This window comes from Acinetobacter sp. NBRC 110496, assembly GCF_000876115.1.
Lineage (GTDB): Bacteria > Pseudomonadota > Gammaproteobacteria > Pseudomonadales > Moraxellaceae > Acinetobacter.
Map to the genome: position 1 here is coordinate 144,260 of NZ_BBTF01000003.1, position 26,649 is coordinate 170,908.

The window sequence follows — 26,649 nt, forward strand, 5'->3', positions numbered from 1 at the left end:
ATCCTTGAGCAGATCGCTCATCATCGGCTAAGCATTGAAATGTATCCGCACAGCTTTTAAAGGAAGAACAGCATGAGTTTAAAAAATAGTAGGGATAACTATGGCTCGATTGCAAAATGGTTGCATTGGAGCACAGCACTGCTCTTTTTATGTGCCTATTGCAGTGTTTATTACCGACACTGGTTTACCGAAAAAGGTACACCCGAGAACTGGACGGCTTTGCAGCTGCATCTTTCTGTCGGTATCAGCATTGCCGTGATTATTAGTCTCCGAATCCTCTGGCGGCTAAGCAATCCGCAACCCAAATTAGAACCTGCCAGTCCGCTCGCAACATTTGCTGCACATGCAGCACATTTTGCCCTGTATGCCATCATGATCATTGCACCGCTTACAGGCTACTTGGGTACAGGCGTCAATACAGAGTTTTTCTTTTTGTTTGAGATTCCCAAATTTGAACAGACTGGATTGTTCCAGAGCTGGGTTACCCAAGGTTTAGGCTTAAGTTTTGAACAGTTCGAGAAGCCGATTGATTTTATTCACAAAGAAATTCTTGGGAAATGGCTGATCTGGATGCTGATTTTAGGGCATGCAGGTGCGGCCCTTTATCATCACGCGATCAAGAAAGATCGTACCCTGATCAAGATGACCACAGGCAAAGATCCTTCAAAATAATCCAGATTGAGCTTTTGCTAAAATTACAGACCCGTACCTTAGGCATTGAGCTAGAACAGATTTCATTTAAAAAAATCATCGGGATCAGTTAAGATCAAGGCTGACTGATCTAATAAACCTTTAAAAGAATAAACAATGAAAATACCTCATTTTGCCATTGTGGGTGCTGGAACTGCTGGACTAGCAACAGCGATTTTGCTGGCACGCGCAGGCAATCACGTCACTATTTTTGAACACGTGGATAAGCTTTCTCCTGTCGGCGCTGGTTTGTTGTTACAGCCCGCTGGCCTCGCCGTATTTGAACATCTGGGCGTGCTTGAGCATGCCCTAAAACTAGGCGCAAAAGTCACAGGATTAGAAGGTCAACTTCCCAATAAACGTCTGTTAGTCAATAGTCACTATCATCAAGCAGGCAGCAATCTGTATGGGCTCGGCATTCATCGCGCCAGCTTATGTCATGTGCTCACCCACAAACTGGCTGAATATGCCAGTCAGGTGACATGGCGAATGGGTCATAGTGTTGAACGTATTCAAGAACAGCAAAATGAAGTTCGACTGTTCGGCATTCAGCAGCAACAAACATTTGATGATGGCTTTGATGCCGTGTTGATTGCCAATGGTGCACGCAGCCAGTTACGCCCTTCTGCATGGGTGAAAGTCGATCAGGCTTATCCTTGGGGTGCGGCATGGAGTATCGTGCCTGAATGCCCAACACTTGATCCTGCCATTCTGCATCAGTTTTATGACCGCTCCAAAATCATGATGGGGGTATTGCCTACTGGTGCAATCCCAATCGCCCCTCAGCAACGATTGTCGAGTGTATTTTGGAGTTTGCCCAGCAAGCAACTGCACACATTCTTAGAGGATGAATCCGCAAAGCAACAATGGTTAAAACAAGTGTCTGACCGCTGGCCTGATGTGGCGGAATGGCTCAAACAGCTGTTGTCGAATCCACAACATCAACCACAATGGTTGTCTGCGCAATATCGCGATGTGGTGATGTCTCAATTTGGACAAGGACGAATTGGAGTGATCGGTGATGCAGCCCATGCCATGAGTCCACAGTTGGGACAAGGCGCGAATATGGCCTTGCTGGATGCTTGGGCCTTTTCGCAATCATTGCAAATAGCACAAAAACATCAGCAAATTGACTGGTCGATGCTCTGGCAACATTATCATCAACAACGGCGTTCTTCGACCCAATTCTATCAGTTCCTGAGCCGCCTACTCACGCCACTGTATCAATCAGATCATTGGTGGGCGGGTGCTATACGTGATCTGACCTTTCCGTGGATGTATCAGATCCCGTATTTCCGTAAAGAAATGGCGATCACCATTTCTGGTTTAAAAACAGGACTGTTTCAGCAACTCGATTATCAACAAGTGGCGCAATATACAGAAAGCGACAATAGCTTTAGTGTCAAACTTGAATCTCTACCTGAATATAAATAAGGGCTGTGATATATGAAAATTAGCCATTTAGATCACTTGGTTCTGACCGTTGCCGATATTGAAATCACTTGTCAGTTTTATCAATCTGCCCTGAATTTTGAAGTGATAAGCTTTGCTGAAAACCGCAAAGCACTGCAATTTGGCAAGCAGAAAATTAATCTTCATCAACTGGGCAAAGAGTTTGAGCCTAAAGCACTTCGCCCGACAGCAGGTTCAGCAGATTTATGTTTTATTGCAGAAACCCCATTAAATGAAGTGATGGCACACCTTCAAGCGCAGCATATTGATATCGTTGAAGGCCCAATCGAATGAACTGGGGCAATGGGGAAAATTTTATCGCTCTATTTACGAGATCCTGATCAGAATTTGATTGAAATCTCGAACTACCAAAGTGTCTAAATTATTGATAATCCATTGGGATATTTTGTAATTGCGCATTAATATCCCAATGCTTCGGCTTATTCTTTAGTTCCCACCAATTTGCACCTGTATTTAACCATTTTGTACGCTGAACTTTTACGGATTCTTTTGTGCAATCCTCATAACCAAATTCTGTACCACAGCAAGCACAAATAATAAAGTTAGGTGTACTCCCATCCTCACCCCATGGGGCTTCAGATTGGATAAGTCCGCACACTCGACAAGCTAAATTTTCATTATTCTTCAATACTGAATACCTCTAAATTTGATTCACACCCTATTCATACCAGTTGAAAAAGTATTTAATTTAAATAAATGAGTTAACTACTATTTATAACGTTATAAACTTCTGTCTATTAATCTAATGCAAAAATCACATAACTTATTTTTTACCCCACAAGCATAGCCAACCCTAGTCACAAACGCTACACTAGCTGCTTTCCACTCAATGGATTTTCACTCATGTCAAACTGGTTAGATGAAGTTAAATTTGATTCCAATGGTCTTGTTCCTGCCATTGCACAACATCATCAAACTGGTCGAGTGTTAATGGTTGCGTGGATGAATCGTGAGGCCTTACAACTGACAGCTGAAAAAAATCAGGCGGTGTATTACTCACGCTCACGTCAAAAACTCTGGCATAAAGGCGAAGAGTCCGGACACTTTCAAACCGTGCATGAAATCCGTCTGGATTGCGATGCCGATGTGATTATTTTACAAATTGAACAGCATGGTGGCATTGCTTGCCATACCGGTCGTGAATCTTGCTTCTATCGCAAACTTACGCCACAAGGCTGGGAAATTGTAGATGCCCAACTCAAAGATCCGACGGCGATTTATGGCGCATCTGCCAAAGTTGCAGCACATGATCACGTTCAAAGTGAACAGGTTGATGTGCTTGCTTATCTCGGGCATTTGATGCAAGAACGCAAAAATGCCGAAGCAGATAACTCTTATGTTGCCAGCCTGTATAAAAAAGGCATTAATAAAATTTTAGAAAAAGTCGGTGAGGAAAGTGTCGAAAGCATTATCGCTGCCAAAGATTATGCCGTGCTTGCTTCGCTAGAAAATAAACACGACCTGATTTATGAAGTGGCCGATCTGTGGTTCCACAGTATTGTCATGTTGGGTTATTTCGACCTTGATCCGCAAGTGGTACTGGACGAGCTGGCACGTCGCCAAGGTCTATCGGGCTTAGTTGAAAAAGCCAACCGTAATCAAGAAGCGTAAGCAAAGCCTGTGTCAAATATAGAAAAACCTAAAGCCACTTATGAGCAAGCCATTGCCATCGACAACGCCCGTCTCGGTCAATCATTTAAAGTGATTGCCTATGCTGGCACAGGTAAAACCACCACCTTACAGATGATTAGTGATGCCATGCCCGAACGGCGTGGCATGTATTTGGCCTTTAACAAAGCCATCGCCTCAGAAGCCCAGAATAAGTTTCACAGTAATGTGAATTGTCGTACCTTCCACTCACTGGCCTTTCGTAGTGTTCCACGTGGAGTAACCGACAAATTACGTCTGCCCCGCCTGAGCCCAAGTTTTATTGCCAAAGAATATCGTCTCGAACCGATTACGCTACGTCGCCTCATGGGTGGGCGTTATGAAAAATATGTACTGATGCCAAGTCGTCTGGCGAGTTTGGTTGCCAATGCGGTCAGCTACTTCTGTTCAACCAGTTCACAATATCCTGCACCCCGTCATATTCAGGCGCCAAGTTGGTTACATCTGGATGATATTGAAGCTTTGCAACAGCATCTCTATCCCGCGGTAGAACGACGCTGGCTGGAATCGATTGACCCGAATCATCAGGCTGGCATCGGGCATGATATTTATCTAAAACTGTGGGCCCTATCTGAACCGAATATTCCTGCCGATTATGTGCTTTTTGATGAAGCACAAGATGCTGATCCGCTCATGCTGGGTATCTTACTGCGCCAGAAAAGCACGCAAGTAATTTATGTTGGGGATGCTCACCAGCAAATCTATGCATGGCGTGGTGCAATCAATGCCATGCAGCAAATGCCACTACCCGAAAGCCGTCTCACCACTTCTTTCCGTTTTGGTGAAGCGATTGCCGATGTTGCCAACAGTTTACTGGGGGCACTGAATGAAACGGTTCCCCTGCTGGGCAATCCCAACCAAAAATCCAGTGTGGTGAATAAACCGCATACCAAAATGCGTGATGCGATTTTATGTCGTACTAACGCACGAGCGATGGAATTGCTTTTGTCTGGTTTAGTGCATGGCGATAAAGTCAGTCTGCAGGCAGATCATCAAAAACTCAGTCGCTTTGTCGATGCCGCCAGTTTACTTAAACAAGGTAAACGTATCACCGATGTACCTGAACTGGCTTGGTTTAACTCTTGGCACGACGTACATGAATATTGTGAAACCAATGACGGCAGTGATATCAAACCCTTAGTAAAATTAGTGGATGATCATGGCACTGAACCACTAAAAAAAGCACTGGCAAAAATCACGCCGATTGAACAAGCAGATTATGTGATTTCTACTGCGCACAAAGCCAAAGGATTGGAGTGGGATCGTGTGCATATCGAAGACGATTACCAATTTAAAATAAATGGACTAGAACATAAAATTACAGATGAAGAATTAAGATTACTTTACGTGGCCTGTACGCGTGCTAAAGTAAGTTTAAACATTCATCATTTATACGACTTAATACAACAATTAAAACAGCGCGCGCCCTCAAGTCTTCGTCAGTCCGCAGGTTAAAGCGCCCATGATTGAGGTCAGCTTATGCAACTTGAATCGGTTCACTTTAAACATATTGGCATGTTTCGAGAGCTAGATCTCGAGTTTGATCCAGAGCAATACCCTATTACCCTGATTTTGGGCGATCAGGCGACAGGCAAAAGCACTATTCTAAAAAATATCTATCAAAGCCTGACCTGGTTTTCTGCACGCTATAAAGATATTCGTACTGCTGGCGTGGTGATTGCTGATCAAGATATTATGCTGAATCGCCTACAAGCAAAAATTGAAATTCAGGTTCACATGAGTCAGGAACTGGCTGGTAATCTGGTCGAGAGTAGCTCCGCCCAGCAATCAGACACCCACAGTTGCGCTTGGAAACTCTACAAAACCTTTAATAGTCAAAGTGTTGGTATTAGTCAGGTCGAAACTCAGCAACTCGATCAAATGGTTAGCCTGTACCAAAGAACAGGACAGCAAGACCCCTTATTTGGCTTGCCATTGATCGCTTATTACCCCGCAGAACGCTTTGTACAAGACATCAATCTACAGAGCAAAAATACATCGGGCATTTTACAGGAAATTTCGGCCTACGATTTAACAGCTGTCCCCTACACCACCTTTACTCGCTTTTTTGAATGGTTACGTGAGATCAGTGATGTTGAAAATGCCCATTCAGCACATATTGTTCGGCGGCTGATGGGGAATGATTTTAATCAGCACAATCAATCTGAGATTTTACAAGAATTACAACGGGAACTGATTAACCACCCCAAACAATTATCCGCTCCCAATCTCTATGCCTTAAAAAATAGCCTGCATACGGTTTTTCCTGAATTGGATGATATTTATATTCAGTATGTACCGAAGCTGCAATTGATGGTGCGCTATCAAGAGCAACTGGTTCCTTTTCAATACCTGTCCGCATCACTTAAAACCTGGATTGCTTTGGTTGGAGATATCAGCCGACGGCTTTGCCAATTGAATCAACATTGTTTTAACCCCTGCCTAGAGGGTGAAGGTATTCTCATGATAGATCAGGTTGATCATCAACTGGATCAAAGTCACTGTGCTGAAATTTTAGAACGTTTACATCAGGCTTTTCCTTGCCTACAAATTATTGTTACAGGCAATCGAGATGCATTGCTTGAACATGCCTTACATTATCAATGTTTAAAACTCGATCAAAAAGGAATCTACCAACTCAATCTGCAAGCATCACAACAACAGCTTTCGAATTTATATCAGACCTTATCACAAGCCGAAAGCACGGATTCTGTTCCAACCCACACCTTGCTACAAGCTGACCCTCCAACCAACAAAGTCGATGATTTATTTCAGCAAATTCAAGACCTAAACGAGCAAGAAAAGACCAACTTACTTCACTTACTTAAAATTGATGATACACCCCAAGAAAGCCCGTTATAAAGGTGTATCAAAAAGTGAAAATTGAAATGTTTTCAATGAAATGATGTTGTTAGTTTCATGTAATAACATTAAGTTTTTACAGTCTGTTTATAGTAAAATAAATCGCATTTTTTTATTTTCAAGTTGTGCAATACAACTTGCTGCCTCCGTTAACTTGATTGGGCTTCAAGATTTAAAGTTTTTGGTATTCTCTTTGAGTGCCTGTAAGTCTTGAAAGAAAATTCACCCCTTAGGTCTTCGACCTAAATCATCGACATGGATACCAGTGTGCTACCGATTATTATCTTATTACCGCTCATACTCGGCACCACCCTTGTCTCACAATTACAGCGTATTTCGCGTGGCGTGACGGCACTTGGGGCGATTGGGATCAGCCTTAGTTGTTTTATTTTACTTCTGACTCAGGCAGAAACGGTTCTACAGGGCAATCCCCTGCAACAAAGCTGGGACTGGCTTCCACAGCTTGGAATTAATCTGAGTTTTCGCCTAGATGCATTAGGTTTATTGTTTGGTCTGCTGATTAGCGGTATCGGCACGCTCATTTATATTTATGCCTATTATTATCTGAGTCCTAAAAACTCCCTGAGTAAACTGTACCAGTTATTGATGCTGTTCATGGCAGCCATGCTGGGCATTTCACTCTCGAACAACCTGATTATCTTGTTGGTATTTTGGGAACTGACCAGTATTTCTTCTTTCCTGCTTGTGGGTTACTGGAGTCAATACGAGGCAGCCCAACGTGGCGCACGTATGGCTTTAACCATCACCGGTATGGGGGGGCTGGCCATGCTGGGGGGATTTGTACTGATTGGACAAATCACCGGAACCTACCAAATTGATCAATTGGTGCTGATGAAAGATACCATTCAACAGCATGCGCTTTTTGTGCCCGCCTTACTGCTTATTCTGTTAGGTGCATTTACCAAAAGCGCTCAGTTCCCGTTCCATTTTTGGTTACCGAATGCAATGGCGGCACCTACCCCGGTGTCAGCCTATCTGCATTCTGCAACGATGGTCAAAGCTGGGATTTTCTTGTTGGCACGTTTAGCACCTATTTTTATTGGTGCTGCGTTATATCACAATATCGTGACTTTTGTCGGCCTGTTCACCTTGTGTATGGCCGCAGGTTTTGCCATCTTCAAGGAAGACCTGAAAGGTTTACTGGCTTATTCAACCATCAGCCATTTGGGTTTGATTGTCTGCTTACTCGGCATTGGTTCTCCACTTGCCGTTGCAGCTGCAATTTTCCATATCATTAACCATGCAACTTTTAAAGCTGCCTTGTTCATGATTGCAGGGATTATTGACCATGAAACTGGCACGCGTGATTTACGCAAGCTGAGTGGTATCTGGCAGCTCCTTCCTTTCACTGGAACCTTAACCATGATCACCGCTGCCTCAATGGCGGGTGTACCATTAACCAATGGTTTTATCTCGAAAGAGATGTTTTTTACCGAACTACTGGCCAACTTATCTGGTCCAGTGATGGTGATTTCAGCCATCGTCGCAACCTTAGCGGGTATTTTCGCAGTCAGTTATTCGATTCGTCTGGTACATGGTGTGTTCTTTGACGGGCCTATCGGCAAGCATGTTCCCAATAAAGATGCACACGAACCTCCTTTGGGTATGCGCTTACCCGCCATTATTCTGGCGAGCTTATGTATTTTAGTGGGTATCCTCCCTGCCCTATTTGCAGGCACTATGGTCAACAGCGTGACCCGTGCCAGTTTGGCACAGCCTGAATTTGAAGGCGTACACCTTGCGATTTGGCATGGGGTTAATGCACCACTCATCATGAGTCTGATTGCCTTAATTGGCGGATCAATTTTCTACTTTGCACTGGCAAAAGAGGGACGTATCCGCAAAATCGACCTCGATCCTTATCTTGGAAAATTCCAAGGCAAGATTCTGTTTGATTTGTTCCTTAAGCATTTATTGTTAACCAGTCGTAAAATCAAACAAAGCACTGAAAATGGCTCTCTACAAAGCTATCTGCTCTGGATTGTGCTGTTCAGCATCGTCATGGTCGGCTTACCACTCTTTAACCAAGGTCTAACTACAGGTACCCGTGAACTGACGCATGCGCCATGGATCGCCATTGTACTCTGGCTCACCTTGTTCTCTGCCTGCTGGATGATGCTGTGGTTCCACCATGAACGCATCAAAGCGGTACTGATCAGTGGTGCTGTCGGTCTGGTCGTGACCATGGTCTTTGTAACGCTGTCTGCACCAGACTTGGCATTGACCCAAATCACGGTTGATGTGGTGACAACCGTTTTACTGTTAATGAGTTTATCGCTTTTACCACAACTTACGCCTTATGAATCGAGTCGTTCACGTCGTTGGCGTGATGCCAGCCTTGCCATCGCAGGTGGCTTAGGAATTGGCTGGATTACCTGGTTGCTGTTAACCCGTGACCACAATTCAATCTCATGGTTCTTTTTACAGCAAGCGATTCCACTTGGCGGCGGTTCGAATGTCGTCAATGTGATCTTGGTTGACTTCCGTGGTTTCGATACCTTCGGTGAAATTAGCGTTCTCGGGATTGCAGCAATCGGTGCACTCTGTCTGATGGATGGCATGCGTGCGCATGGGACTACCATGACACAAGGCCTCACCTATCGCTTTAACCCGTCTCCACTGATGTTACGTATCACAGCTTCCTGGATATTGCCGCTCGCCTTAGTGGTGAGTGTTTATATCTTCATGCGTGGGCACAATCTTCCAGGAGGGGGCTTTATCGCAGGTCTAATCACCTCTATGGCGCTAGTCATTCAATATATCGTATTAGGGCAGGACCAAACCGAACAGATGCTCAAAGCAAAATCGGGGCGTCTCTATGAACTTTGGATTGGTTCAGGCTTAACCATTGCGGGCCTTACAGGCATTGCAGCCTGGTTCTGGGCACGTCCGTTCTTGACCAGTGCACATATTTATGTCGAGGCACCTTTGCTCGGAAAAATGCACCTCGCTTCCGCAGTTGCATTTGATACCGGGGTCTACATTACCGTTGTTGGTGCTGCGATGTTGTTAATTTCGGTCTTAGGTGATTCACGTCATTCCAGTATGTCAGGTCCAATCCCAAGTGGAGATAAACGAAATGATTAGTATTGAATTTTTACTCGCTTCCGGGATCGGCTTGTTGACCGCAACAGGTATTTATTTAATTTTACGTGCCAGAACATTTCCTGTGGTCCTCGGCTTGGCCATGATTGGTTATGCCGTGAATCTATTTTTGTTTGCCATGGGACGTTTGCAGATCAATGCACCTGCCGTATTGACGCAAACCACCAAGGTGACCGACCCACTCCCTCAAGCACTGGTATTAACGGCGATTGTGATTGGTTTCGCAACCACAGCCTTTATCGTGCAACTTGCATTACGCAGTCGTTATGAATCTGGGACAGACCATGTCGACTCTAAAGAAGAGCCTACTTTGACTTATGACCCACGTGAGGATGAGCCATAATGTTTGATTTTTATAGTTTCTGGCATGCTCATGCTCCAATTATCAGCATTTTAATTCCAGCATTCACCAGTTTTATTCTGGTGTTATTGGGCAATCCAGGTGCAGGTTCTTTAAAACAGGATTGGCGCCAACCTTGGCGTCGTGGCATCAGTCTCACCTCTGTGGTGCTCGGCTTAATTACAGCAATTAGCTATTTAAGTATTGCCAGTACAGGACAAATTACGGTTTATCAACTCAGTGAATGGTCTGCACCCTTTGGTATCGTGTTAGTCCTTGATCGCTTATCAGCCTTTATGCTGGTGCTTACCTATGTTCTTGCCGTCCCTGTGGTCTGGTATGCAAGTGAGAACTGGGACACCCGCGGTCGTTATTTCCATGCCATGGTGCATTTTCTACTCATGGGAATCACAGGGGCATTTCTCACAGGCGACTTGTTTAACTTATTCGTGTTTTTTGAAATCCTGCTGATGGCATCTTATGTGCTGTTATTGCACGGTCAAGGTCGTCCACGTTTTCAGCTTGGGATTCATTACGTCACCATTAACCTGTTGGCCTCTGCCCTGTTCCTGATTGGTTTAGGCATGATTTATGGCAGTGTGGGCAGTTTAAACATGACCGATGTGGGTCGTCTTGTTCCAACACTGGATGGTGACCAATACAAACTTGCTGTTGCGGGTGGATTACTGCTGTTTGTGGTATTCGGAATTAAAGCCGCAATGTTACCTGTCGGTTTCTGGTTACCCAAAACCTATGCGGTTGCCAGTACACCAGTAGCAGCACTGTTCACCATCATGACCAAAGTCGGAATTTATGCCATCTTACGTGTCAATGGCACCGTTTTCGATGAAGCCATGGCGCAAAGTATTTTCAAAAACTGCCTGTTAATTATTGGTTTAGTGACTTCGCTATATGGTGTAATTGGTGCCATTGGTGCAGAACGTTTACGTCGTTTTGTCGGTTTTATGGTGCTGTCCTCGATTGGCACACTGCTGATTGCCATTGCCATGTTTAATACCCACGCATGGGCAGCAGCACTGTATTATTTGGTTCACAGCACACTGATTGCTGCAGCATTCTATTTATTCTGTGGCTGGATGACGTCACAACGTGGTGCTTTTAAAGATCATTTAAAAGTTGCACCACGAATCAAACAGGAAAAAGCCGCTGCCTTTACTTACTTTACCATCGCCCTCATGATGGCAGGCCTGCCTCCATTTAGTGGCTTCTTAGGTAAAGTCTTTATCTTGCAGGCCACCGCCGAAACCCCTTATCAAGGCTGGATTATCGCGGTGATTCTGATTGTGAGCCTGCTCAGCATTATTGCCATGACACGGGTCGGTTTTATTCTGTTCTGGCGAGCGACACCGCCCGAAGAGGATCAAAAAGAAGCGGCTTATACAGAATATCAAGCCTTGCCTGAAGTTGCGCCGAAACGTAACGATACAGCAATTTATTTCCTGCTCGGCGCCTTAATGCTGTATGTGGTTTGTGCTGCACCGATTCAGAACTACACGCTTGCAACTGCACAGCAAATTCAGAATCATGCACTTTATAACCAAACCATTCTGAAACATGATGCACAAGGTCGTCCAATCAGCGTTCAACCGTATGATCCAAGCTACTTACCAGAAACCAAATATGGTGGTGAAGTTGAAGATGCCAATGCACTGTTGATCCCAGATATTATTTCTAAGCCAACATTGCAAGGTGGGCATATTTCTGAGTACAAGCAACGTCAAATTGCGGAACAAGTTCTACACGCACCGACCATTCCGAATAGCACACAGCTTAAACCAATGGAGGATCACTAATGCAAAAACCATCTTTGCTTGAGCGTTGGTTCCCCCATCCATTTGTGTCTGTTCTGATTTTTTTAAGCTGGTTGATGCTGGCGCATAGTCTGGATCTGACGGACATTTTAATGGCAGTGATTCTGGCGGTGCTGATTGCCCGTTTAGTCAGTCCATTTATTGCCAGAACGCCACATATTCACTGGCTTCCTGCCATTAAACTGGTCTTTGTCGTGCTGTGGGATATTGTGATATCTAATTTCCGTGTGGCCAAAATGGTGCTTGGCCCCATGGATCAACTACACCCCAAATGGTATCGCGTCCCCTTAGAAACTGAACATGAACAAGTCAACACCTTACTTGCAATGATTATCACCACCACACCCGGAACGGTTTCAGCCGGAATCGATCAGGAACGTGGTGATATTCTGGTACATGCACTCAGTTCCGATGATACTGAACTCGACATTCAAGAGATTAAAAAGCGCTACGAAGCACCTTTAATTGAAATCTTTGATGTCAAGACTGCAGAAGGAGCAACCAAATGACTATTTTACCTTATGCACTGGGTATCGGCTTAATTGCCATTACCATCTCTATGTTTCTGTGCTTGATTCGCTTGATTGCAGGCCCTTCAGTGATTGACCGTTTGCTGGCTTTAGACACGCTCTTTCTCAATGCGACCTGCCTGATTGTAGTCTTAGGTATCTATTGGGTCAGCACTAATTTATTTGAAGGTGCACTTTTGGTTGCCATGCTTGGCTTTGTCTCTACTGCTGCACTTGCCCGTTATTTCACAACGGGCCATGTGATCGATTAAGGAGCTTCACCATGCAACTCATCCTTGAAATTGTCGTTTCATTTTTTGTGGTATTTGGCGCATTCTTTATGCTGATCGGTTCGATCGGCATGATTCGCCTCCCCGACTTATTTATGCGCCTGCATGCCCCCACCAAATCGAGTACCTTGGGGCTCGGTAGCTTCCTCATTGCAGCCATGATATTTGCAGCAATGCATGGTCGTTTTGGTTTTGCTGAGTTGTTGATTACCTTGTTTGCCTTTATCACTGCACCCGTATCGGCAAATTTGATGGCGCAAGCTGCGATTCACCTCCGCTTACGCTCAACCAGTGGTGATGTACCAGAAGCACTCAATCGTCCTCTGCCTTGGCAACGCTATCGTCGCTACCCGCTGAAAAAAGACTAATTAAAGCCTCGCAATAAAAAAGCCACCCGAAGGTGGCTTTTTTTATATCTATTTACTTTTGTTCGTCTTGCTCTTGTTCAGGTAAATCCTTCACAGCTTCAGCAATCAGACCAAACATATAGTTGCCGTAGGCATTGGTTTTGTCATAGTGAAAACGTAAACGAGGCGTCACACGTGTTTTGATACGACGACTCAATTCATGGCGTAAGAAACCAGACGCTTTATTCAAGACATCTAGCGTTTCTTTATTCGCCGCCTCACTCTGATCATCACCGAGTTCACGTCCCATTACCGTGACATAAACTTCGGCATAACCCATATCTGCACTAACTTTCACGGCTGAGATGGTCACCAGACCACCCAGACGTGGATCTTTAAGCTCCTGACGGATCAGTTCAGACAACTCACGTTGTACTGAATCCGCCATGCGCTTTAAGCGTTGGCTACCCGCCATTAAAGACTCCGTTTAATCAATTGAACATCATACACTTCGATCTTATCTTGTGCTTTGATGTCTTTATAGCCTTTGACTGCAAGACCACATTCCATACCGGCACGAACTTCTTCAACCACTTCTTTATAGCGGCGAAGAGACTCAAGCTCACCTTGGAATACAACCACGTCATCACGTAATACGCGAATTGGCTTGTTACGGTGCAATACACCTTCAAGTACCATACAGCCCGCTGCAGCACCAAACTTACTTGAGTGGAATACTTCACGCACTTCCGCAACACCCAGAATAGTTTCACGGTGTTCAGGTGCAAGCTTACCGCTCATTGCAGCTTTTACATCATCAATCAATTGATAGATGATGCTGTAGTAACGAATATCGATACCATCTTGGTCAGCTTTCTGACGCGCAGTATTGTCTGCACGTACGTTGAAGCCTAACAATACTGCTTCTGAAGATTCAGCCAAAGTCACATCTGACTCAGTGATTGCACCTACGCCAGAACCGATGACGCGAACTTTAACTTCATCCGTCGCAAGTTCATCAAGCGCAACATGCAATGCTTCTAAAGTACCGCGTACATCAGTTTTGAGTACCACGTTAACGGTAGGAACATCTTTCTTGCCCATTGATGCCATGATGTTTTCAAGGCGCATTGAGCTCGCACGCTCAAGACGTTTTTGACGTTCGCGATCTGCACGAGCATCAGCAACTTCACGTGCTTTCTTCTCGTCATTGACCACAAGAACTTCATCACCCGCCATTGGCGCTTCTGGCAGACCTAAGATTTCAACAGGAATCGAAGGGCCTGCAGAGGTAATACGTTGACCATTTTCATCTGACATTGCACGAACACGACCATAAGATGAACCTGCAAGAACCAAGTCACCAATGTTCAAGGTACCGTTTTGTACCAGAATCGACGTTACCGCACCGCGACCTTTGTCGACACGTGCTTCAATCACCACACCTTGCGCCGCACCTTCTGCTGAAGCTTTAAGCTCCATCAATTCAGCTTGGATCAGGATGAGATCAAGCAAACCGTCGATACCCGCACCTGAGTGTGCTGATACTTTGGCAATTGGCACATCACCGCCCCACTCTTCAGGTACGATACCCTTGGTGGTCAATTCGTTTAAGACACGGTCTACATCAGCTGACTCTTTGTCCATTTTGTTGATGGCAACAATAATTGGCGTACCAGCTGCACGCGCATGGTCAATTGCTTCTGCTGTTTGTGGCATTACACCATCATCAGCCGCAACAACAAGTACCACGATATCAGTCGCTTTTGCACCACGCGCACGCATAGAGGTAAATGCTGCGTGTCCTGGTGTATCCAAGAAAGTGATAATTCCTTTCTCAGTTTCAACGTGATAAGCACCGATATGCTGGGTAATGCCACCCGCTTCACCCGCTGCCACTTTAGAGCGACGGATACGATCCAGTAATGACGTTTTACCATGGTCAACGTGACCCATGATCGTTACCACTGGTGGACGAGTGGTTTGCTCACCACGTGCTTCTTCAGCAGCAACCAATAAGTTGTCTTCTGCTTGCGTATCCGATACCAATACCGGATTGTGGCCTAACTCTTCAACCACAAGTACTGCTGTATCTTGATCAATGGCTTGGTTCTGAGTCACAAGCTCACCCATTTTCATGAGGGTCTTGATTACTTCACGAACTTTAACAGCCATTTTTTGTGCAAGATCAGCAACAATGATTTTTTCGCCAATCTCAACATCATAAACTTGCTTTTTAACAGGTTTTTCAAAACCATGTTTATTCGCCTGGCTGGTTTTCAAGCCGCGCTTATGATGGCTCTTGCTGAAACTTTGTTCAGACTGTGCATCACCACCGCGACCACCTTTCTTACCAGCACGCGGATTTGCAGTTGCACCACCACGCTTGATTTCACGGTCTTCTTTGTTAAAAGAATCTTCATACGCTTGACCAACAAGACCAGCGGCTAAAGGTGAATCATCGATTACGCGAATCGTTGCAGTTGCATCATCATTTGAATATTTTGATGCCATCTGACGCATTTGTTCAAGCGTACGTTGTTGTGCTTCTTCAGCCGCTTTACGACGTACCGCTTCCTCAGTTGCTTTCAACTGAGCAGTTTGCTCTTCACGCGCTTTCTTTTGTTCTGGTGTTTCAGTCGGTCGAACAACAGGGGCTTTAATAACCTTGTCGCTATTACGCTTTTTCACCACAACTGCGGTTTTTGCTGGCGCTTGACCTGAACTGTCAGAAGTATGCGCAGCACGCATCGCTTCTAAAGTTGCATTGGCTTTTTGTTCAGCGCTATGACGTGCTTTTTGATCTGCTTCGTCACGTACTTTTTGTTCAGCACGGACTTTTGCATCAGCTTCTACACGCGCTTTTGCTTCTGCAGCAAGTAACTCTGGATTTGGCTTCGCAAAAACTTGTTTTTTGCGAACTTCAACATTAATGCTTTTTGCCTTACCTGAAGTACTTGTTACTTTAGCAGTACTCGTTGTTTTACGTTTCAACGCAATCTTTCCTGTGTTACCACTTTCCTGACCATGTACTTTTTTCAAGTGATTGACCAAAGTATCTTGCTGTTCAGTGGTAATAATGTCATCTGCTTTACGCTGTGGTAGACCTGCTTCGCGAACCTGCTCTAGGAGTTTCTCTACAGGACGTTCTACGCTGAGCGCTAACTCTTGAATCGACTTGTCCGTCATCTATTATCTCCTAGTTAAACCATGATTCACGTGCTTTCATGATTAACTGACCCGCTTTGTCATGACCTAAACCTTCGATATCAGAGATATCATCAGTTGCCTGGTCTGCCAAATCATCAACAGTAACCACACCACGCGCCGCCAATGCATATGCAATCTCAGTCGTCATACCTTCCATACCGAGAAGTTCTGCACTTGGCTCTTGAATATTTTCTTGCTGTTTCAGTGCATCCGTCAAAGCAGCTTCTTTCGCACGGCTTTGCAGCAATTCAACTAAATCAGCCTCAAGCTCGATTTCGTCAAATGTTTCCGCTGGAACATACGCAATCTCTTCTAATGAAGTGAAGCCCATTTCAACTAAAGCCATTGCCAAATCTTCTTCAATATCAAGACGTGTAATAAACATATCTAAATATTGCTGTGCTTCATTTTGCTGACGAGCACGATACTCTTCTTCTAGCATCATGTCGAGTTTATAACCCGTCAATTCCGATGCTAAACGAACATTTTGCCCTTGCGAACCAATCGCGCGCGCCAATTGATCATTGGTTGCGAAGATGATATCGGCACTACGTGCATCTTCATCTAAAACAATACCAGACACATCTGCAGGCTCTAATGCGCTTGCAATATATTGCGCCGGATCATCAGACCACACCACCACATCAATACGCTCACCATTCAACTCTTGTTGTACAGCCTGGATACGTGTACCACGCATACCAATACATGCACCCACTGGGTCAATACGATGGTCATTGGTTTTCACTGCAATTTTAGCACGAACACCTGGCTGACGCGCTGCTGCTTTAATTTCAATGATTTCTTCAGAAATTTCTGGAATTTCTTTTTTCATTAAAGCAATCAACATCTCTGGACGTGCGCGAGACAATAATAATTGTGCACCACGACCTTCACGGTTAACGTTATATAAAATTGCATTGATACGCTGTTTAGGACGTAAAATTTCTTTGTGAATGGTTTCTTCACGCGCTAAATACGCTTCAGCGTTGTCACCCAGATCAATGATAAAGCCATCTTTGGTTTGCTTTTTCACTTCACCGTAAATCAACTCACCCACTTTAGACTCATAAGCATCGGCAACAAGTGCACGCTCTGCTTCACGAATCTTTTGCACGATCACTTGTTTTGCGATTTGCGCAGCGATACGACCAAACTCAATTGATTCGACTTCCAACTCGCGCACATCACCAATCGACCATTGTGATGGATCTACATCAGAAATTGCATCTTGGCATGCTGGCATTTCATGATCTTCATCCGCAACAACAGTCCATTGACGGAATGTACGGTAATCACCTGTTTTACGATCAATCTCAACACGAAGCTGAGCTTCTTCTGAACGCGTGCCTTCGTAAAACTTTTTCTTCGTTGCCGCAACCAGTGCTTGCTCTAACGCTTGGAAGATCGCTTCACGACTAACACCTTTTTCATTACTAACCGTTTCTGCAACGGTAAGAATTTCGCGGCCCATAAGTCACCTACCGATTTCTTATAAAATTAAGTTAATATTAGTCTTGATAGATTAAATTTGCTTTATCAATATTATTACTATCAATTTCAAGCACATGATTACCTTCAACTTCAACTTGAATCAACTCATTTTCTAAGTCAACAGAAAGTAATTTTGCCTGGAATTTACGACGGTTCTCGACAGCAGCAATTAATCGTAAAGCCACTTGTTGCCCGATATAGGCAGGTAGCTGATTAAGTTGGAAAAATGGACGATCCCAACCTGGTGATGATACTTCCAAAGCATACTCACCCGAAATTGGATCATGGACATCAAGCATTGCACCCACTTGTTGTGTGACTAACACACAATCTTGAACGCCAATACCACGCCCGAGTTCAACTTCACCATCTTCATTGAGGACAGGTTCTGCGTTTTCATCAACCGCTTTATCTATATAAATGCGTAATAAAGAACGTTTACCTTGTGGCAGGAATTCAATCCCCCACAGATCTACACCACATGCAGCCACAGCTGGTGCGATAAGATCATGCAATGCTTGAGACTTGTTTGATAATTTCATTTACTCTCGTCGCTCTTATACGAGCCAATCAATCTTAACCGTATAGTGAAGCACGACTATTTGACCAATTGATGTCGAACAACTACACGATAGCTAAACAACCAATAAAAAAGGGCGTAATCGCCCCTATGATACACAGAAAAGCATAGCCCACTGTGCAAAAAGGCCCACCTTATTGTGAGCCTCTTTTTAGAAACTTGGTAGCGGGAGCTGGATTTGAACCAACGACCTTCGGGTTATGAGCCCGACGAGCTACCAGACTGCTCCATCCCGCATCAACGTGCAAAAATTATATACAAATATAAAAAAAAGTCAATTTGAGTTTTCTCTACATTTGCTTGATTAAGTTGCACCTTAATCAAATGGTAGCGGGAGCTGGATTTGAACCAACGACCTTCGGGTTATGAGCCCGACGAGCTACCAGACTGCTCCATCCCGCATCAACACAAACACTGCATACACCGAACTTAACTGGTTATTAAGTTTGGTGCGGAAGGGGGGACTTGAACCCCCACGCCCGAAAGCACTACCACCTCAAGGTAGCGTGTCTACCAATTCCACCACCACCGCAGTTTGTGGGACGCATTCTAGCCCTTCAAGTACAAAAAGGAAAGAACTAATTCAACTTATTCAGTTGTTTTTGGTGCGTTTGATGAAGTTTCAGGCGATGTCGCTGGCGCAGATGTGGTTGTTTGAACAGTTTTCAAACTATAAGCATCCGTCGTTTGCTTTTTGGCAAATACAGCCAGAGTCAAACTGGTCACAAAAAACAATGCCGTAAAAATCGCGGTTAAACGAGTTAAAAAGTTGCCTGCACCTGAAGCACCAAATACGGTTGCAGCACCGCCACCACCAAATGATGCACCTGCTTCTGCACCTTTACCTTGTTGCACCAATACCAAAGCAATAATTAGAATTGCTAAAATGATATGTACAACGAGTATAAAACTATACATCTCTCTTCCTCGTTATTTGCTTTGCGCAAATGCTTTTGAGATTTGGTAGAACGATTGTGCATTTAAAGATGCACCACCAACCAAAGCACCATTAATATCTGGACATGCAGCCAACTCAACCGCATTCTCGGCTTTTACACTCCCCCCATAGAGGATTGCCATCTCTGCACCGAATGTTGTGATTTGCTTCAAGCCTTCACGAATTTTTGCATGCATCGCCTGAGCATCGGCAGGAGATGCTGTTTTTCCTGTTCCAATTGCCCAGATCGGTTCATACGCTATCACAATATTTTGCCATTGGTCAGCTTTTACCACTGCCGCAATATCACAAATTTGTTGCAATACCACTTGCTCTGCTGCGCCCTGCTCACGTTGTTCTAGACTTTCACCTACGCAATATATAATGGTCAGGCCAGCCGTTAAGGCATTTTGTAATTTAGCTTTTAAAATTTCAACATCGTCACCGAAGAGTTCACGGCGCTCAGAATGCCCAATTAAAACAAATTCAATTCCACTGTCCTTTAACAGTTCAGCACTCACTTCACCTGTATAGGCGCCTGTACCTGCGACACGTGATACATCTTGAGCCACGGTATAAACTGTTCTCGTAGCATCTTTAAATTGTATCTGAATGCCACTTAACGCGATTGCTGTTGGCGCAACACCAATATGACATTGCTCAGGTGCAATATTTTCCTGTTGTAATAACTGTTTAAATTCTTCTACTAATTGGAAAGCATTCGCATGCATTGGATTCATTTTCCAATTGCCAACAACCCAAGGAGTAATGCCCGAGTTCGACATACTTCGCCCGCCTACTGTTAATTTCTCAAAAATGCTGCATATTTTACACGGATTTTTATAAAATTCAGTTTTTTCTTTTATGTGTACATAAATTATGCAAAAACTTCAGAACCAATAAAAATTACCATCCCACCACCATGCTATGATGGCGATGAATTTAAAAATTAAAAGCCTACAAAGGTTTGAACTCATTTGATTCTAGATAAAACTGGCCAAAATTAATGAAAATTAATTGGCAAAAAACTCGATCAGTTCAAAGTTTTAACGAGGAATCAAGGCAAAAACAACACTTTCTGTAGTGGTATTTTTGCATAACAAAAGTATAATTTTTAAAATACATATTATAAACATTTATTGTCATAAGGCGGACAGATGTCAGGATTACATACGTCTCCAAAGTTTTCGGGGTTTATTCGGCGCTTAGTTGAAGATGGGCAACTGTCTGCAGCGACCATGCAAAGCGCAATTGATGCTGCTAAAAAAGCACAACAAGACATCGTCGCACATTTGATTGAGCAACATCGCTTATCACCACTCACAATTGCTGAAACCATTGCAGCCGAGTTTGGTGAGCCTCTTTTCGATTTGGCAGTCTACGATACAGCGCTATTACCTCGCGAGCTGGCAGATAATAAGCTCATTCAAAAGCATAAAGTTGCACCGCTATTGCAACGCGGACAAATTCTGTATGTTGCAACCAGTAATCCCACCAATATTGAAGCCTTGGATGCCATTCGTTTCAATACCAAGCTCAATATTGAACCGATTATTGTTGAACACACCAAACTCGAAAAACTGATCGAACAGCAGTTTGGTGATTCTGGCAGCTTTGATTTTGGCGAAAGCGAAGACTTTGACCTTGATATCGATGTTAGCCAAGCTCCCACCCAAGAGGAGGAGGATGCTCCTCAAGGTGACGAATCCCCTATTGTAAAATACATCAACAAACTGCTAATTGATGCGATTCGTATGGGTGCTTCTGATTTACATTTTGAACCCTATGAAAAAATGTATCGTGTCCGTTATCGCGTTGATGGGGTATTACGTCAGATTGCCAATCCACCACTACAAATGGCAACCCGATTGGCATCACGTTTAAAAGTGATGTCGCAAATGGACATTTCAGAAAAACGAATGCCTCAAGATGGCCGTATCAAACTCAAACTCTCCAAGACCAAAGCCATCGATTTCCGTGTTAACTCACTCCCGACACTATTTGGTGAGAAACTGGTGCTGCGTATTCTCGATCCGTCGAGCGCGATGCTCGGTATTGAAGCTTTGGGCTATGAAGATGAACAAAAAGCCTTGTTCATGGATGCTCTGGATAAACCTCAAGGCATGCTCCTCATCACAGGTCCAACCGGTTCAGGTAAAACCGTTTCCTTATATACAGGTTTAAATATCCTCAATACTGAGGATACCAACATTTCGACCGCCGAAGATCCGGTCGAAATCAACTTGGAAGGGATCAATCAGGTCAATGTGAATCCCAAAACTGGACTCACCTTCTCGGCTGCACTTAAAGCCTTTTTACGCCAAGATCCAGATGTGATTATGGTCGGGGAGATTCGTGACCTGGAAACAGCAGAAATTGCAATTAAGGCTGCTCAAACAGGCCATATGGTCATGTCGACGCTGCATACCAACAGCGCACCAGAAACCTTGACACGTTTACGCAATATGGGGGTTCCTTCTTTTAATATTGCAACGTCAGTCAATTTGGTAATTGCACAACGTTTGGCACGTCGCCTCTGTGGGCAATGCAAAGAAGTAATTGAAATTCCTAAACAAAGCTTACTAGAACTCGGCTTTACTGAACAAGATTTAAATGATCCTGAGTTTAAAATTTTTCAACCTGTGGGATGTTCTGAATGCCGTGAAGGCTACAAAGGCCGAGTCGGTATTTATGAAGTCATGAAAGTCACGCCAGAGATTTCTAAAATTATTATGGAAGATGGCAATGCCTTACAAATTGCGGCAGCATCAGAACAAGCAGGCTTTAATAATCTACGTCGTTCAGGTTTGAAAAAAGTCATGCAGGGAATTACCTCTTTGCAGGAAGTCAACCGAGTAACAAGTGAATAAAATCAATAAAAAGGATTAATAATCATGGCAGCTAAAAAAGCGCAAATGATGCCAACTTTTGCTTACGAAGGGGTCGATCGTAAAGGGGCAAAAATTAAAGGGGAATTACCTGCACGTAATATGGCCTTGGCTAAAGTTACGTTGCGTAAACAAGGGGTGACCATCAAGAACATTCGAGAAAAGCGTAAAAATATTCTTGAAGGCTTGATGAAGAAAAAAGTGACCACTTTGGATATCACCATTTTTACCCGTCAATTGGCGACAATGATGAAAGCGGGCGTTCCCTTGGTACAAGGCTTTGAAATCGTGGCTGAAGGCTTAGAAAACCCAGCCATGCGTGAAGTGGTCCTTGGGATTAAAAGTGAAGTCGAAGGGGGAAATACCTTCGCGGGTGCCCTGAAAAAATATCCGCAGTATTTTGATAATCTGTTTTGCTCGCTGGTTGAATCTGGTGAACAATCTGGTGCACTTGAAACCATGCTGGATCGAATTGCAATTTATAAAGAAAAGAGTGAATTACTCAAACAAAAAATCAAGAAAGCCATGAAATATCCAATTTCGGTGGTTGTGGTTGCAGTGATTGTGACCATTATTTTGATGGTGAAGGTTGTCCCTGTATTTCAGGATCTATTTAGCTCTTTTGGTGCAGATCTACCCGCTTTTACCAAAATGGTGGTCGAAATGTCCAAATGGATGCAAGAGTACTGGTTTATTCTGATTATCGTGATTGGCATAATTATTACCGCCTTTTTGGAAGCCAAGAAACGTAGTAAAAAGTTTCGCGACACCTTGGATAAAATGGCACTCAAAGCGCCGATTTTTGGGGATTTGGTCTATAAAGCCATTATTGCCCGTTATAGCCGTACTTTGGCAACAACTTTTGCAGCAGGTGTTCCACTAATTGATGCACTTGAGTCAACCGCTGGTGCAACCAATAATGTCGTGTATGAAGAAGCGGTGATGAAAATTCGTGAAGATGTCGCCACAGGCCAACAGCTACAGTTTGCCATGCGTGTTTCTAACCGTTTTCCATCAATGGCCATTCAAATGGTGGCAATTGGTGAAGAATCGGGGGCTTTAGACAGTATGCTCGACAAAGTTGCGACGCACTATGAAAATGAGGTGGATAATGCTGTCGATGGCTTGACCTCAATGATGGAACCATTAATCATGGCCATTCTAGGCGTGCTGGTCGGTGGCCTGGTTATCGCGATGTATCTTCCAATCTTCCAAATGGGCTCCGTGGTCTAAGTTTTATGCAAGATTTTTTTTCATATTTTATCGAAAATCCCACTGCACTTTATCTGGCGGTTGGGCTTTTTAGTTTATGCATTGGTAGCTTTCTAAATGTTGTCATTTTTCGCACGCCTCGAATGATGGAGCAGGAGTGGCAGCAAGAATGCCACATGCTCCTCCACCCTGAACAACCGATTATTGATCAAAGCAAGCTCAGTTTAAGCCAACCCGCCTCGACTTGCCCCAAATGCGACTCACCTATCCATTGGTACCATAATATCCCTGTGATCAGCTGGTTAGTACTTCGTGGTAAATGTGGGACTTGCCAAAACCCAATCAGTATCCGCTACCCTTTTATTGAGCTGCTCACCATGGTCTGCTCATTGGTTGTGGTTGCCGTATTTGGTGCAACAGTGCAAATGTTGTTTGGTCTGGTTCTGACTTGGGTATTAATTACATTAACCTTTATTGATTTTGATACACAATTATTACCTGATCGCTTTACCCTTCCCTTAGCAGCCTTAGGTTTAGGCATTAATAGTTATGCGATTTATACCACTGCCAGCCTAGCCATTTGGGGCTATTTAATCGGCTTCCTCTGCCTCTGGATTGTTTACTACATCTTTAAACTAATCACTGGTAAGGAAGGGATGGGCTATGGCGATTTCAAGCTACTCGCAGCGTTAGGTGCATGGATGGGACCAATGCTACTCCCCCTCATTGTGTTACTCTCTTCTATGATTGGTGCAGTGATTGGTATTATTCTGATGAAAATGCGGGGCGAAAATCAACCTTTTGCATTTGGTCCATATATCGCAATTGCGGGCTGGATCGCCTTCTTATGGGGTGATCAGATCATGAAAGTTTATTTAGGTGGCTAATATGCGTTTTATCTTGGGAATCACAGGTGGTATTGGCAGCGGCAAATCAGCGGCGACACAATGGTTTGAGTCTCAGGGTATTACGGTTATTGATGCTGATGTGGTGGCACGAGAAGTGGTCGAGCCAGGCCAACCCGCACTCAGAGCAATCCGGGACAACTTTGGCGATTGGGTATTATTGGCAGACGGCAATCTGGATCGACGGGCGCTGCGTGAGCATATTTTTCAATTTCCAGAGGCGCGTCAAACTTTAGAAAAAATCACCCATCCTGCCATTCGCCAGTCCATTATTCAGCAATTACAACAGGCTGAGAGTCCATATGTGATTTTGGTTTCGCCCCTGCTATTTGAAACCAATCAACATCAACTCACTCATCACACGCTACTGGTTGATGCTGATGAACAAACGCAATTACAGCGCGCGAGCCAACGCGACGGACAAAGTGAAGAACAGATTCGAAAGATCATTGCAGCACAAATGCCACGCTCTCAAAAACAGCAATTAGCCAATGATATTGTACTCAATGACGGTCTGTTAGAGCATCTTCACCAACAGCTGAAACCCTTGCATTTCAGCTATTTACAACGTGCAGAACGTTGTATCTAGCCTTGTTTCTGCTGCTCCAGCTGCGTGGTCAAACTGTCTTTGCGAAACCAACGCCAAGGTTGTAAAGCACCAATCCCCATTCCAACCAGACCACAGAGAATCGCGGCATTGAGCGGTTCATTTAATAATGGAACAGCCACAATCGCTGCAATAAATGGTGCCAGCGTTACAATACTACCCGTTTTAAATGCCCCTAAACGCTCAATTGCAGCCACATAACTTAAGGTCGCCACGATCACCACCAAAATGCCATGAAAAAGCCCCTGAATCACCAGATGAATCGGCTCTGCATCTTGAAAATGTTTTGGAATAAATAATAGATAAATCGGCAAATAGAGAATGGCAGACCAAATCACCACACCTACGGTCGAATGCCACGCTGATAATTTCCACTGTTTTAGCAGGACGGTGAAAAGCCCCCACCATGCCGCACTGATAAAAAGAAGCAGATCGCCCCACCCCAATGCGGCTGCCTGATCATGCAGTATTAAATAACTCATGAGCGCCAATGCACCCATCATAATCACCAAACTCAACCACGTGTTTTTATCAAAGGGCTGCTGAAACAATAAATAGGCTGCAACAGCCGTACACAGTGGAATACAGCCATTGAGAAAAATCGCCGCATGCGCTGCTGGAGCATGTAAGAAAGCGGTATACACCGTTAAGCAATAGGCCAAACCACCGATCAATGCCAAAATGACAGGACGAGGGTGCCATAAAAAGGCAAAATCTTTTTTATAGATTAATATAGGGATTAAAATCAGAGAGGCAATTGTAAAGCGCATTGCCATCAAATCCCACACACTGACGTGCCAATGTGCATTGAGACGGGAAAAAATGGTAAATCCCCCCCAAATACACATGGTGATAAAGACAAAGAAATAGCCTTGTGTGCGAGCAGTCATTTGAGCTTACATGAACAAGATTGGGTTAAATTATACACCAGCACGTTGGCGGCATGCCTCATAAAGTGCCATCCCAGTTGCCACACTCACATTCAAGCTTTGTAAATCGCCCAACATTGGAATATAAACCGTATGATCGCACTGTGACTGGGTAATCGGTCTTAAACCTGTATCCTCCGCACCCATCACAATCACCACAGGCCCGTTGAAATCACACTGATGAATCGGCAATGCCTTTTCATCCAGCATGGTCCCAATCACTCGGGTATGGGTGGTGTCTTTTAAGTGCGCAAGCGTTCGCGCAAGGTTGGTCACCTGAATAAACTTCACTTTTTCAGCTCCACCTGCAGCAACCTTACGTGCTGTCGGCGTTAAGCTCGCTGAACGATCACGCGGAACAATTACCGCCTGTACACCCATTGCCGCAGCCGTACGAATACACGCCCCCAGATTATGGGGGTCAGTCACTTGGTCAAGTGCCAGCAACAGGGCATCTGGTGATTGCTGTAGTAATTCGTCCAGATCTTTTTCATTCAAGGTCGGATGCGGGCGAACTGCTGCGACTACGCCTTGATGGAAAGGTAAACCTGCCAGTTTTTCCAGACCATCTCGACTGGCTTTTTGAACACTGATCCCAAAAGGTTCTGCAAGCTGCAAAATTTTTTGCAGACGCTGATCATCACGACCTTTTAGCGTAAATAAAGTTAAAACGCGTTCAGGCTCCAACTCCAACAATGACTCCACTGAATGAACGCCATAATAATATTCAGGTTTCGCCATGAACGACCT

At 44.3% G+C, this 26,649-nt stretch carries 24 protein-coding genes, 3 tRNA genes and 1 pseudogene; 16 read left to right on the top strand and 12 right to left on the bottom strand.

Annotation, left to right across the window (positions count from 1 at the left end; genetic code table 11):
• Positions 1-72 precede the first annotated feature (72 nt).
• From Aba26S_RS03010 to Aba26S_RS03020, 3 genes and pseudogenes are all read left to right on the top strand, one after another.
• On the top strand, positions 73-672 hold the full coding sequence (locus Aba26S_RS03010; RefSeq protein ID WP_005240053.1) for a cytochrome b: 600 nt from the start codon (positions 73-75) through the stop codon (positions 670-672).
• Positions 673-807: 135 nt separating this feature from the next.
• Complete coding sequence (locus Aba26S_RS03015) at positions 808-2,124, top strand: NAD(P)/FAD-dependent oxidoreductase (protein WP_005240054.1); 1,317 nt, start codon at positions 808-810, stop codon at positions 2,122-2,124.
• Positions 2,125-2,136: 12 nt separating this feature from the next.
• Positions 2,137-2,523, top strand: a pseudogene (locus tag Aba26S_RS03020) (VOC family protein).
• 1 nt (position 2,524) lies between these two features.
• On the opposite strand, the gene Aba26S_RS03025 reads toward Aba26S_RS03020, so the two are convergent.
• Positions 2,525-2,791, bottom strand: a complete 267-nt coding sequence (locus Aba26S_RS03025; RefSeq protein WP_005240056.1) for a hypothetical protein — start codon at positions 2,789-2,791, stop codon at positions 2,525-2,527.
• Positions 2,792-3,006: 215 nt separating this feature from the next.
• Here Aba26S_RS03025 and hisIE point away from each other — a divergent pair, with 215 nt between their 5' ends.
• The 9 genes from hisIE (at position 3,007) to Aba26S_RS03070 (ending at position 13,158) form a co-directional block, all read left to right on the top strand.
• Positions 3,007-3,774, top strand: a complete 768-nt coding sequence (hisIE, locus tag Aba26S_RS03030; RefSeq protein ID WP_005240057.1) for a bifunctional phosphoribosyl-AMP cyclohydrolase/phosphoribosyl-ATP diphosphatase HisIE — start codon at positions 3,007-3,009, stop codon at positions 3,772-3,774.
• A gap of 9 nt (positions 3,775-3,783) precedes the next feature.
• Complete coding sequence (locus Aba26S_RS03035) at positions 3,784-5,286, top strand: UvrD-helicase domain-containing protein (RefSeq protein ID WP_005240058.1); 1,503 nt, start codon at positions 3,784-3,786, stop codon at positions 5,284-5,286.
• 24 nt (positions 5,287-5,310) lie between these two features.
• Positions 5,311-6,693 (top strand): AAA family ATPase, encoded by a 1,383-nt coding sequence (locus Aba26S_RS03040; protein WP_005240061.1) that lies wholly within the window; start codon positions 5,311-5,313, stop codon positions 6,691-6,693.
• A gap of 255 nt (positions 6,694-6,948) precedes the next feature.
• On the top strand, positions 6,949-9,801 hold the full coding sequence (locus Aba26S_RS03045) for a monovalent cation/H+ antiporter subunit A (protein WP_005240063.1): 2,853 nt from the start codon (positions 6,949-6,951) through the stop codon (positions 9,799-9,801).
• Positions 9,794-10,162, top strand: coding sequence for a Na+/H+ antiporter subunit C (locus Aba26S_RS03050; RefSeq protein ID WP_005240065.1), 369 nt, complete (start codon positions 9,794-9,796; stop codon positions 10,160-10,162). The genes Aba26S_RS03045 and Aba26S_RS03050 overlap by 8 nt, the downstream gene beginning before the upstream one ends.
• The gene (locus Aba26S_RS03055) at positions 10,162-11,973 is read left to right on the top strand and encodes a monovalent cation/H+ antiporter subunit D (protein ID WP_005240067.1); all 1,812 of its coding nucleotides are present in this window, start codon (positions 10,162-10,164) and stop codon (positions 11,971-11,973) included. Before Aba26S_RS03050 ends, Aba26S_RS03055 begins: the two co-directional genes overlap by 1 nt.
• Positions 11,973-12,500, top strand: coding sequence for a Na+/H+ antiporter subunit E (locus tag Aba26S_RS03060; RefSeq protein WP_005240069.1), 528 nt, complete (start codon positions 11,973-11,975; stop codon positions 12,498-12,500). Before Aba26S_RS03055 ends, Aba26S_RS03060 begins: the two co-directional genes overlap by 1 nt.
• Entirely contained in the window at positions 12,497-12,772 is a 276-nt protein-coding gene (locus Aba26S_RS03065; RefSeq protein ID WP_004656203.1) for a monovalent cation/H+ antiporter subunit F, read from the top strand. Before Aba26S_RS03060 ends, Aba26S_RS03065 begins: the two co-directional genes overlap by 4 nt.
• An 11-nt stretch (positions 12,773-12,783) precedes the next feature.
• Complete coding sequence (locus Aba26S_RS03070) at positions 12,784-13,158, top strand: Na+/H+ antiporter subunit G (protein WP_005240071.1); 375 nt, start codon at positions 12,784-12,786, stop codon at positions 13,156-13,158.
• A 52-nt stretch (positions 13,159-13,210) separates the two neighbouring features.
• On the opposite strand, the gene Aba26S_RS03075 is transcribed toward Aba26S_RS03070, so the two are convergent.
• The 9 genes from Aba26S_RS03075 to tpiA all read right to left on the bottom strand — a co-directional run bounded on the left by Aba26S_RS03075 (position 13,211) and on the right by tpiA (position 20,143).
• Complete coding sequence (locus Aba26S_RS03075) at positions 13,211-13,612, bottom strand: ribosome-binding factor A (protein ID WP_005240073.1); 402 nt, start codon at positions 13,610-13,612, stop codon at positions 13,211-13,213.
• The gene (infB, locus tag Aba26S_RS03080; RefSeq protein ID WP_005240075.1) at positions 13,612-16,326 is read right to left on the bottom strand and encodes a translation initiation factor IF-2; all 2,715 of its coding nucleotides are present in this window, start codon (positions 16,324-16,326) and stop codon (positions 13,612-13,614) included. The genes Aba26S_RS03075 and infB overlap by 1 nt, the downstream gene beginning before the upstream one ends.
• Before the next feature lie 10 nt (positions 16,327-16,336).
• On the bottom strand, positions 16,337-17,821 hold the full coding sequence (gene nusA, locus Aba26S_RS03085; RefSeq protein WP_004656210.1) for a transcription termination factor NusA: 1,485 nt from the start codon (positions 17,819-17,821) through the stop codon (positions 16,337-16,339).
• Between the two features lie 37 nt (positions 17,822-17,858).
• Positions 17,859-18,383 carry a ribosome maturation factor RimP gene (gene rimP / locus Aba26S_RS03090; RefSeq protein ID WP_005240078.1) on the bottom strand — a complete coding sequence of 175 codons (525 nt, stop codon included), beginning with the start codon at positions 18,381-18,383 and terminating at the stop codon, positions 17,859-17,861.
• A gap of 198 nt (positions 18,384-18,581) precedes the next feature.
• A tRNA-Met gene (locus Aba26S_RS03095) sits at positions 18,582-18,658 on the bottom strand.
• 88 nt (positions 18,659-18,746) lie between these two features.
• Positions 18,747-18,823: transfer RNA gene (locus tag Aba26S_RS03100), tRNA-Met, on the bottom strand.
• A 45-nt stretch (positions 18,824-18,868) separates the two neighbouring features.
• A tRNA-Leu gene (locus Aba26S_RS03105) sits at positions 18,869-18,953 on the bottom strand.
• A 56-nt stretch (positions 18,954-19,009) separates the two neighbouring features.
• Entirely contained in the window at positions 19,010-19,339 is a 330-nt protein-coding gene (gene secG, locus Aba26S_RS03110) for a preprotein translocase subunit SecG (RefSeq protein ID WP_004656213.1), read from the bottom strand.
• 12 nt (positions 19,340-19,351) lie between these two features.
• Positions 19,352-20,143 carry a triose-phosphate isomerase gene (gene tpiA / locus Aba26S_RS03115; RefSeq protein WP_005240080.1) on the bottom strand — a complete coding sequence of 264 codons (792 nt, stop codon included), beginning with the start codon at positions 20,141-20,143 and terminating at the stop codon, positions 19,352-19,354.
• Between the two features lie 372 nt (positions 20,144-20,515).
• On the opposite strand from tpiA, the gene pilB reads away from it, so the two are divergent.
• From pilB to coaE, 4 genes are read left to right on the top strand one after another with little or no spacing between them, the layout of a single operon-like run.
• The gene (gene pilB / locus Aba26S_RS03120) at positions 20,516-22,228 is read left to right on the top strand and encodes a type IV-A pilus assembly ATPase PilB (protein ID WP_005240082.1); all 1,713 of its coding nucleotides are present in this window, start codon (positions 20,516-20,518) and stop codon (positions 22,226-22,228) included.
• A gap of 24 nt (positions 22,229-22,252) precedes the next feature.
• Complete coding sequence (locus Aba26S_RS03125) at positions 22,253-23,479, top strand: type II secretion system F family protein (protein ID WP_005240085.1); 1,227 nt, start codon at positions 22,253-22,255, stop codon at positions 23,477-23,479.
• Positions 23,480-23,484: 5 nt separating this feature from the next.
• Positions 23,485-24,345, top strand: a complete 861-nt coding sequence (locus Aba26S_RS03130; RefSeq protein WP_005240087.1) for an A24 family peptidase — start codon at positions 23,485-23,487, stop codon at positions 24,343-24,345.
• Between the two features lies 1 nt (position 24,346).
• On the top strand, positions 24,347-24,952 hold the full coding sequence (gene coaE, locus Aba26S_RS03135; RefSeq protein ID WP_005240088.1) for a dephospho-CoA kinase: 606 nt from the start codon (positions 24,347-24,349) through the stop codon (positions 24,950-24,952).
• Here the strand turns inward: coaE and Aba26S_RS03140 are convergent.
• Positions 24,949-25,860: a DMT family transporter gene (locus Aba26S_RS03140; RefSeq protein ID WP_005240090.1), complete on the bottom strand. Its 912-nt coding sequence runs from the start codon at positions 25,858-25,860 to the stop codon at positions 24,949-24,951. The genes coaE and Aba26S_RS03140 overlap by 4 nt on opposite strands.
• 30 nt (positions 25,861-25,890) lie before the next feature.
• A complete protein-coding gene (gene rlmB, locus Aba26S_RS03145) occupies positions 25,891-26,640 on the bottom strand; it encodes a 23S rRNA (guanosine(2251)-2'-O)-methyltransferase RlmB (RefSeq protein ID WP_005240091.1) in 750 nt (249 codons plus the stop codon).
• Between the last annotated feature and the right edge of the window lie 9 nt (positions 26,641-26,649).

Bases quoted from the DNA above. Each gene is read 5' to 3' on its own strand.
- Aba26S_RS03010 (WP_005240053.1), top strand. From the start codon at position 73: ATGAGTTTAAAAAATAGTAGGGATAACTATGGCTCGATTGCAAAATGG.
- Aba26S_RS03015 (WP_005240054.1), top strand. From the start codon at position 808: ATGAAAATACCTCATTTTGCCATTGTGGGTGCTGGAACTGCTGGACTA.
- hisIE (WP_005240057.1), top strand. From the start codon at position 3,007: ATGTCAAACTGGTTAGATGAAGTTAAATTTGATTCCAATGGTCTTGTT.
- Aba26S_RS03040 (WP_005240061.1), top strand. From the start codon at position 5,311: ATGCAACTTGAATCGGTTCACTTTAAACATATTGGCATGTTTCGAGAG.
- Aba26S_RS03045 (WP_005240063.1), top strand. From the start codon at position 6,949: ATGGATACCAGTGTGCTACCGATTATTATCTTATTACCGCTCATACTC.
- Aba26S_RS03050 (WP_005240065.1), top strand. From the start codon at position 9,794: ATGATTAGTATTGAATTTTTACTCGCTTCCGGGATCGGCTTGTTGACC.
- Aba26S_RS03055 (WP_005240067.1), top strand. From the start codon at position 10,162: ATGTTTGATTTTTATAGTTTCTGGCATGCTCATGCTCCAATTATCAGC.
- Aba26S_RS03060 (WP_005240069.1), top strand. From the start codon at position 11,973: ATGCAAAAACCATCTTTGCTTGAGCGTTGGTTCCCCCATCCATTTGTG.
- Aba26S_RS03065 (WP_004656203.1), top strand. From the start codon at position 12,497: ATGACTATTTTACCTTATGCACTGGGTATCGGCTTAATTGCCATTACC.
- Aba26S_RS03070 (WP_005240071.1), top strand. From the start codon at position 12,784: ATGCAACTCATCCTTGAAATTGTCGTTTCATTTTTTGTGGTATTTGGC.
- Aba26S_RS03075 (WP_005240073.1), bottom strand. From the start codon at position 13,612: ATGGCGGGTAGCCAACGCTTAAAGCGCATGGCGGATTCAGTACAACGT.
- infB (WP_005240075.1), bottom strand. From the start codon at position 16,326: ATGACGGACAAGTCGATTCAAGAGTTAGCGCTCAGCGTAGAACGTCCT.
- nusA (WP_004656210.1), bottom strand. From the start codon at position 17,821: ATGGGCCGCGAAATTCTTACCGTTGCAGAAACGGTTAGTAATGAAAAA.
- rimP (WP_005240078.1), bottom strand. From the start codon at position 18,383: ATGAAATTATCAAACAAGTCTCAAGCATTGCATGATCTTATCGCACCA.
- secG (WP_004656213.1), bottom strand. From the start codon at position 19,339: ATGTATAGTTTTATACTCGTTGTACATATCATTTTAGCAATTCTAATT.
- tpiA (WP_005240080.1), bottom strand. From the start codon at position 20,143: ATGTCGAACTCGGGCATTACTCCTTGGGTTGTTGGCAATTGGAAAATG.
- pilB (WP_005240082.1), top strand. From the start codon at position 20,516: ATGTCAGGATTACATACGTCTCCAAAGTTTTCGGGGTTTATTCGGCGC.
- Aba26S_RS03125 (WP_005240085.1), top strand. From the start codon at position 22,253: ATGGCAGCTAAAAAAGCGCAAATGATGCCAACTTTTGCTTACGAAGGG.
- Aba26S_RS03130 (WP_005240087.1), top strand. From the start codon at position 23,485: ATGCAAGATTTTTTTTCATATTTTATCGAAAATCCCACTGCACTTTAT.
- coaE (WP_005240088.1), top strand. From the start codon at position 24,347: ATGCGTTTTATCTTGGGAATCACAGGTGGTATTGGCAGCGGCAAATCA.
- Aba26S_RS03140 (WP_005240090.1), bottom strand. From the start codon at position 25,860: ATGACTGCTCGCACACAAGGCTATTTCTTTGTCTTTATCACCATGTGT.
- rlmB (WP_005240091.1), bottom strand. From the start codon at position 26,640: ATGGCGAAACCTGAATATTATTATGGCGTTCATTCAGTGGAGTCATTG.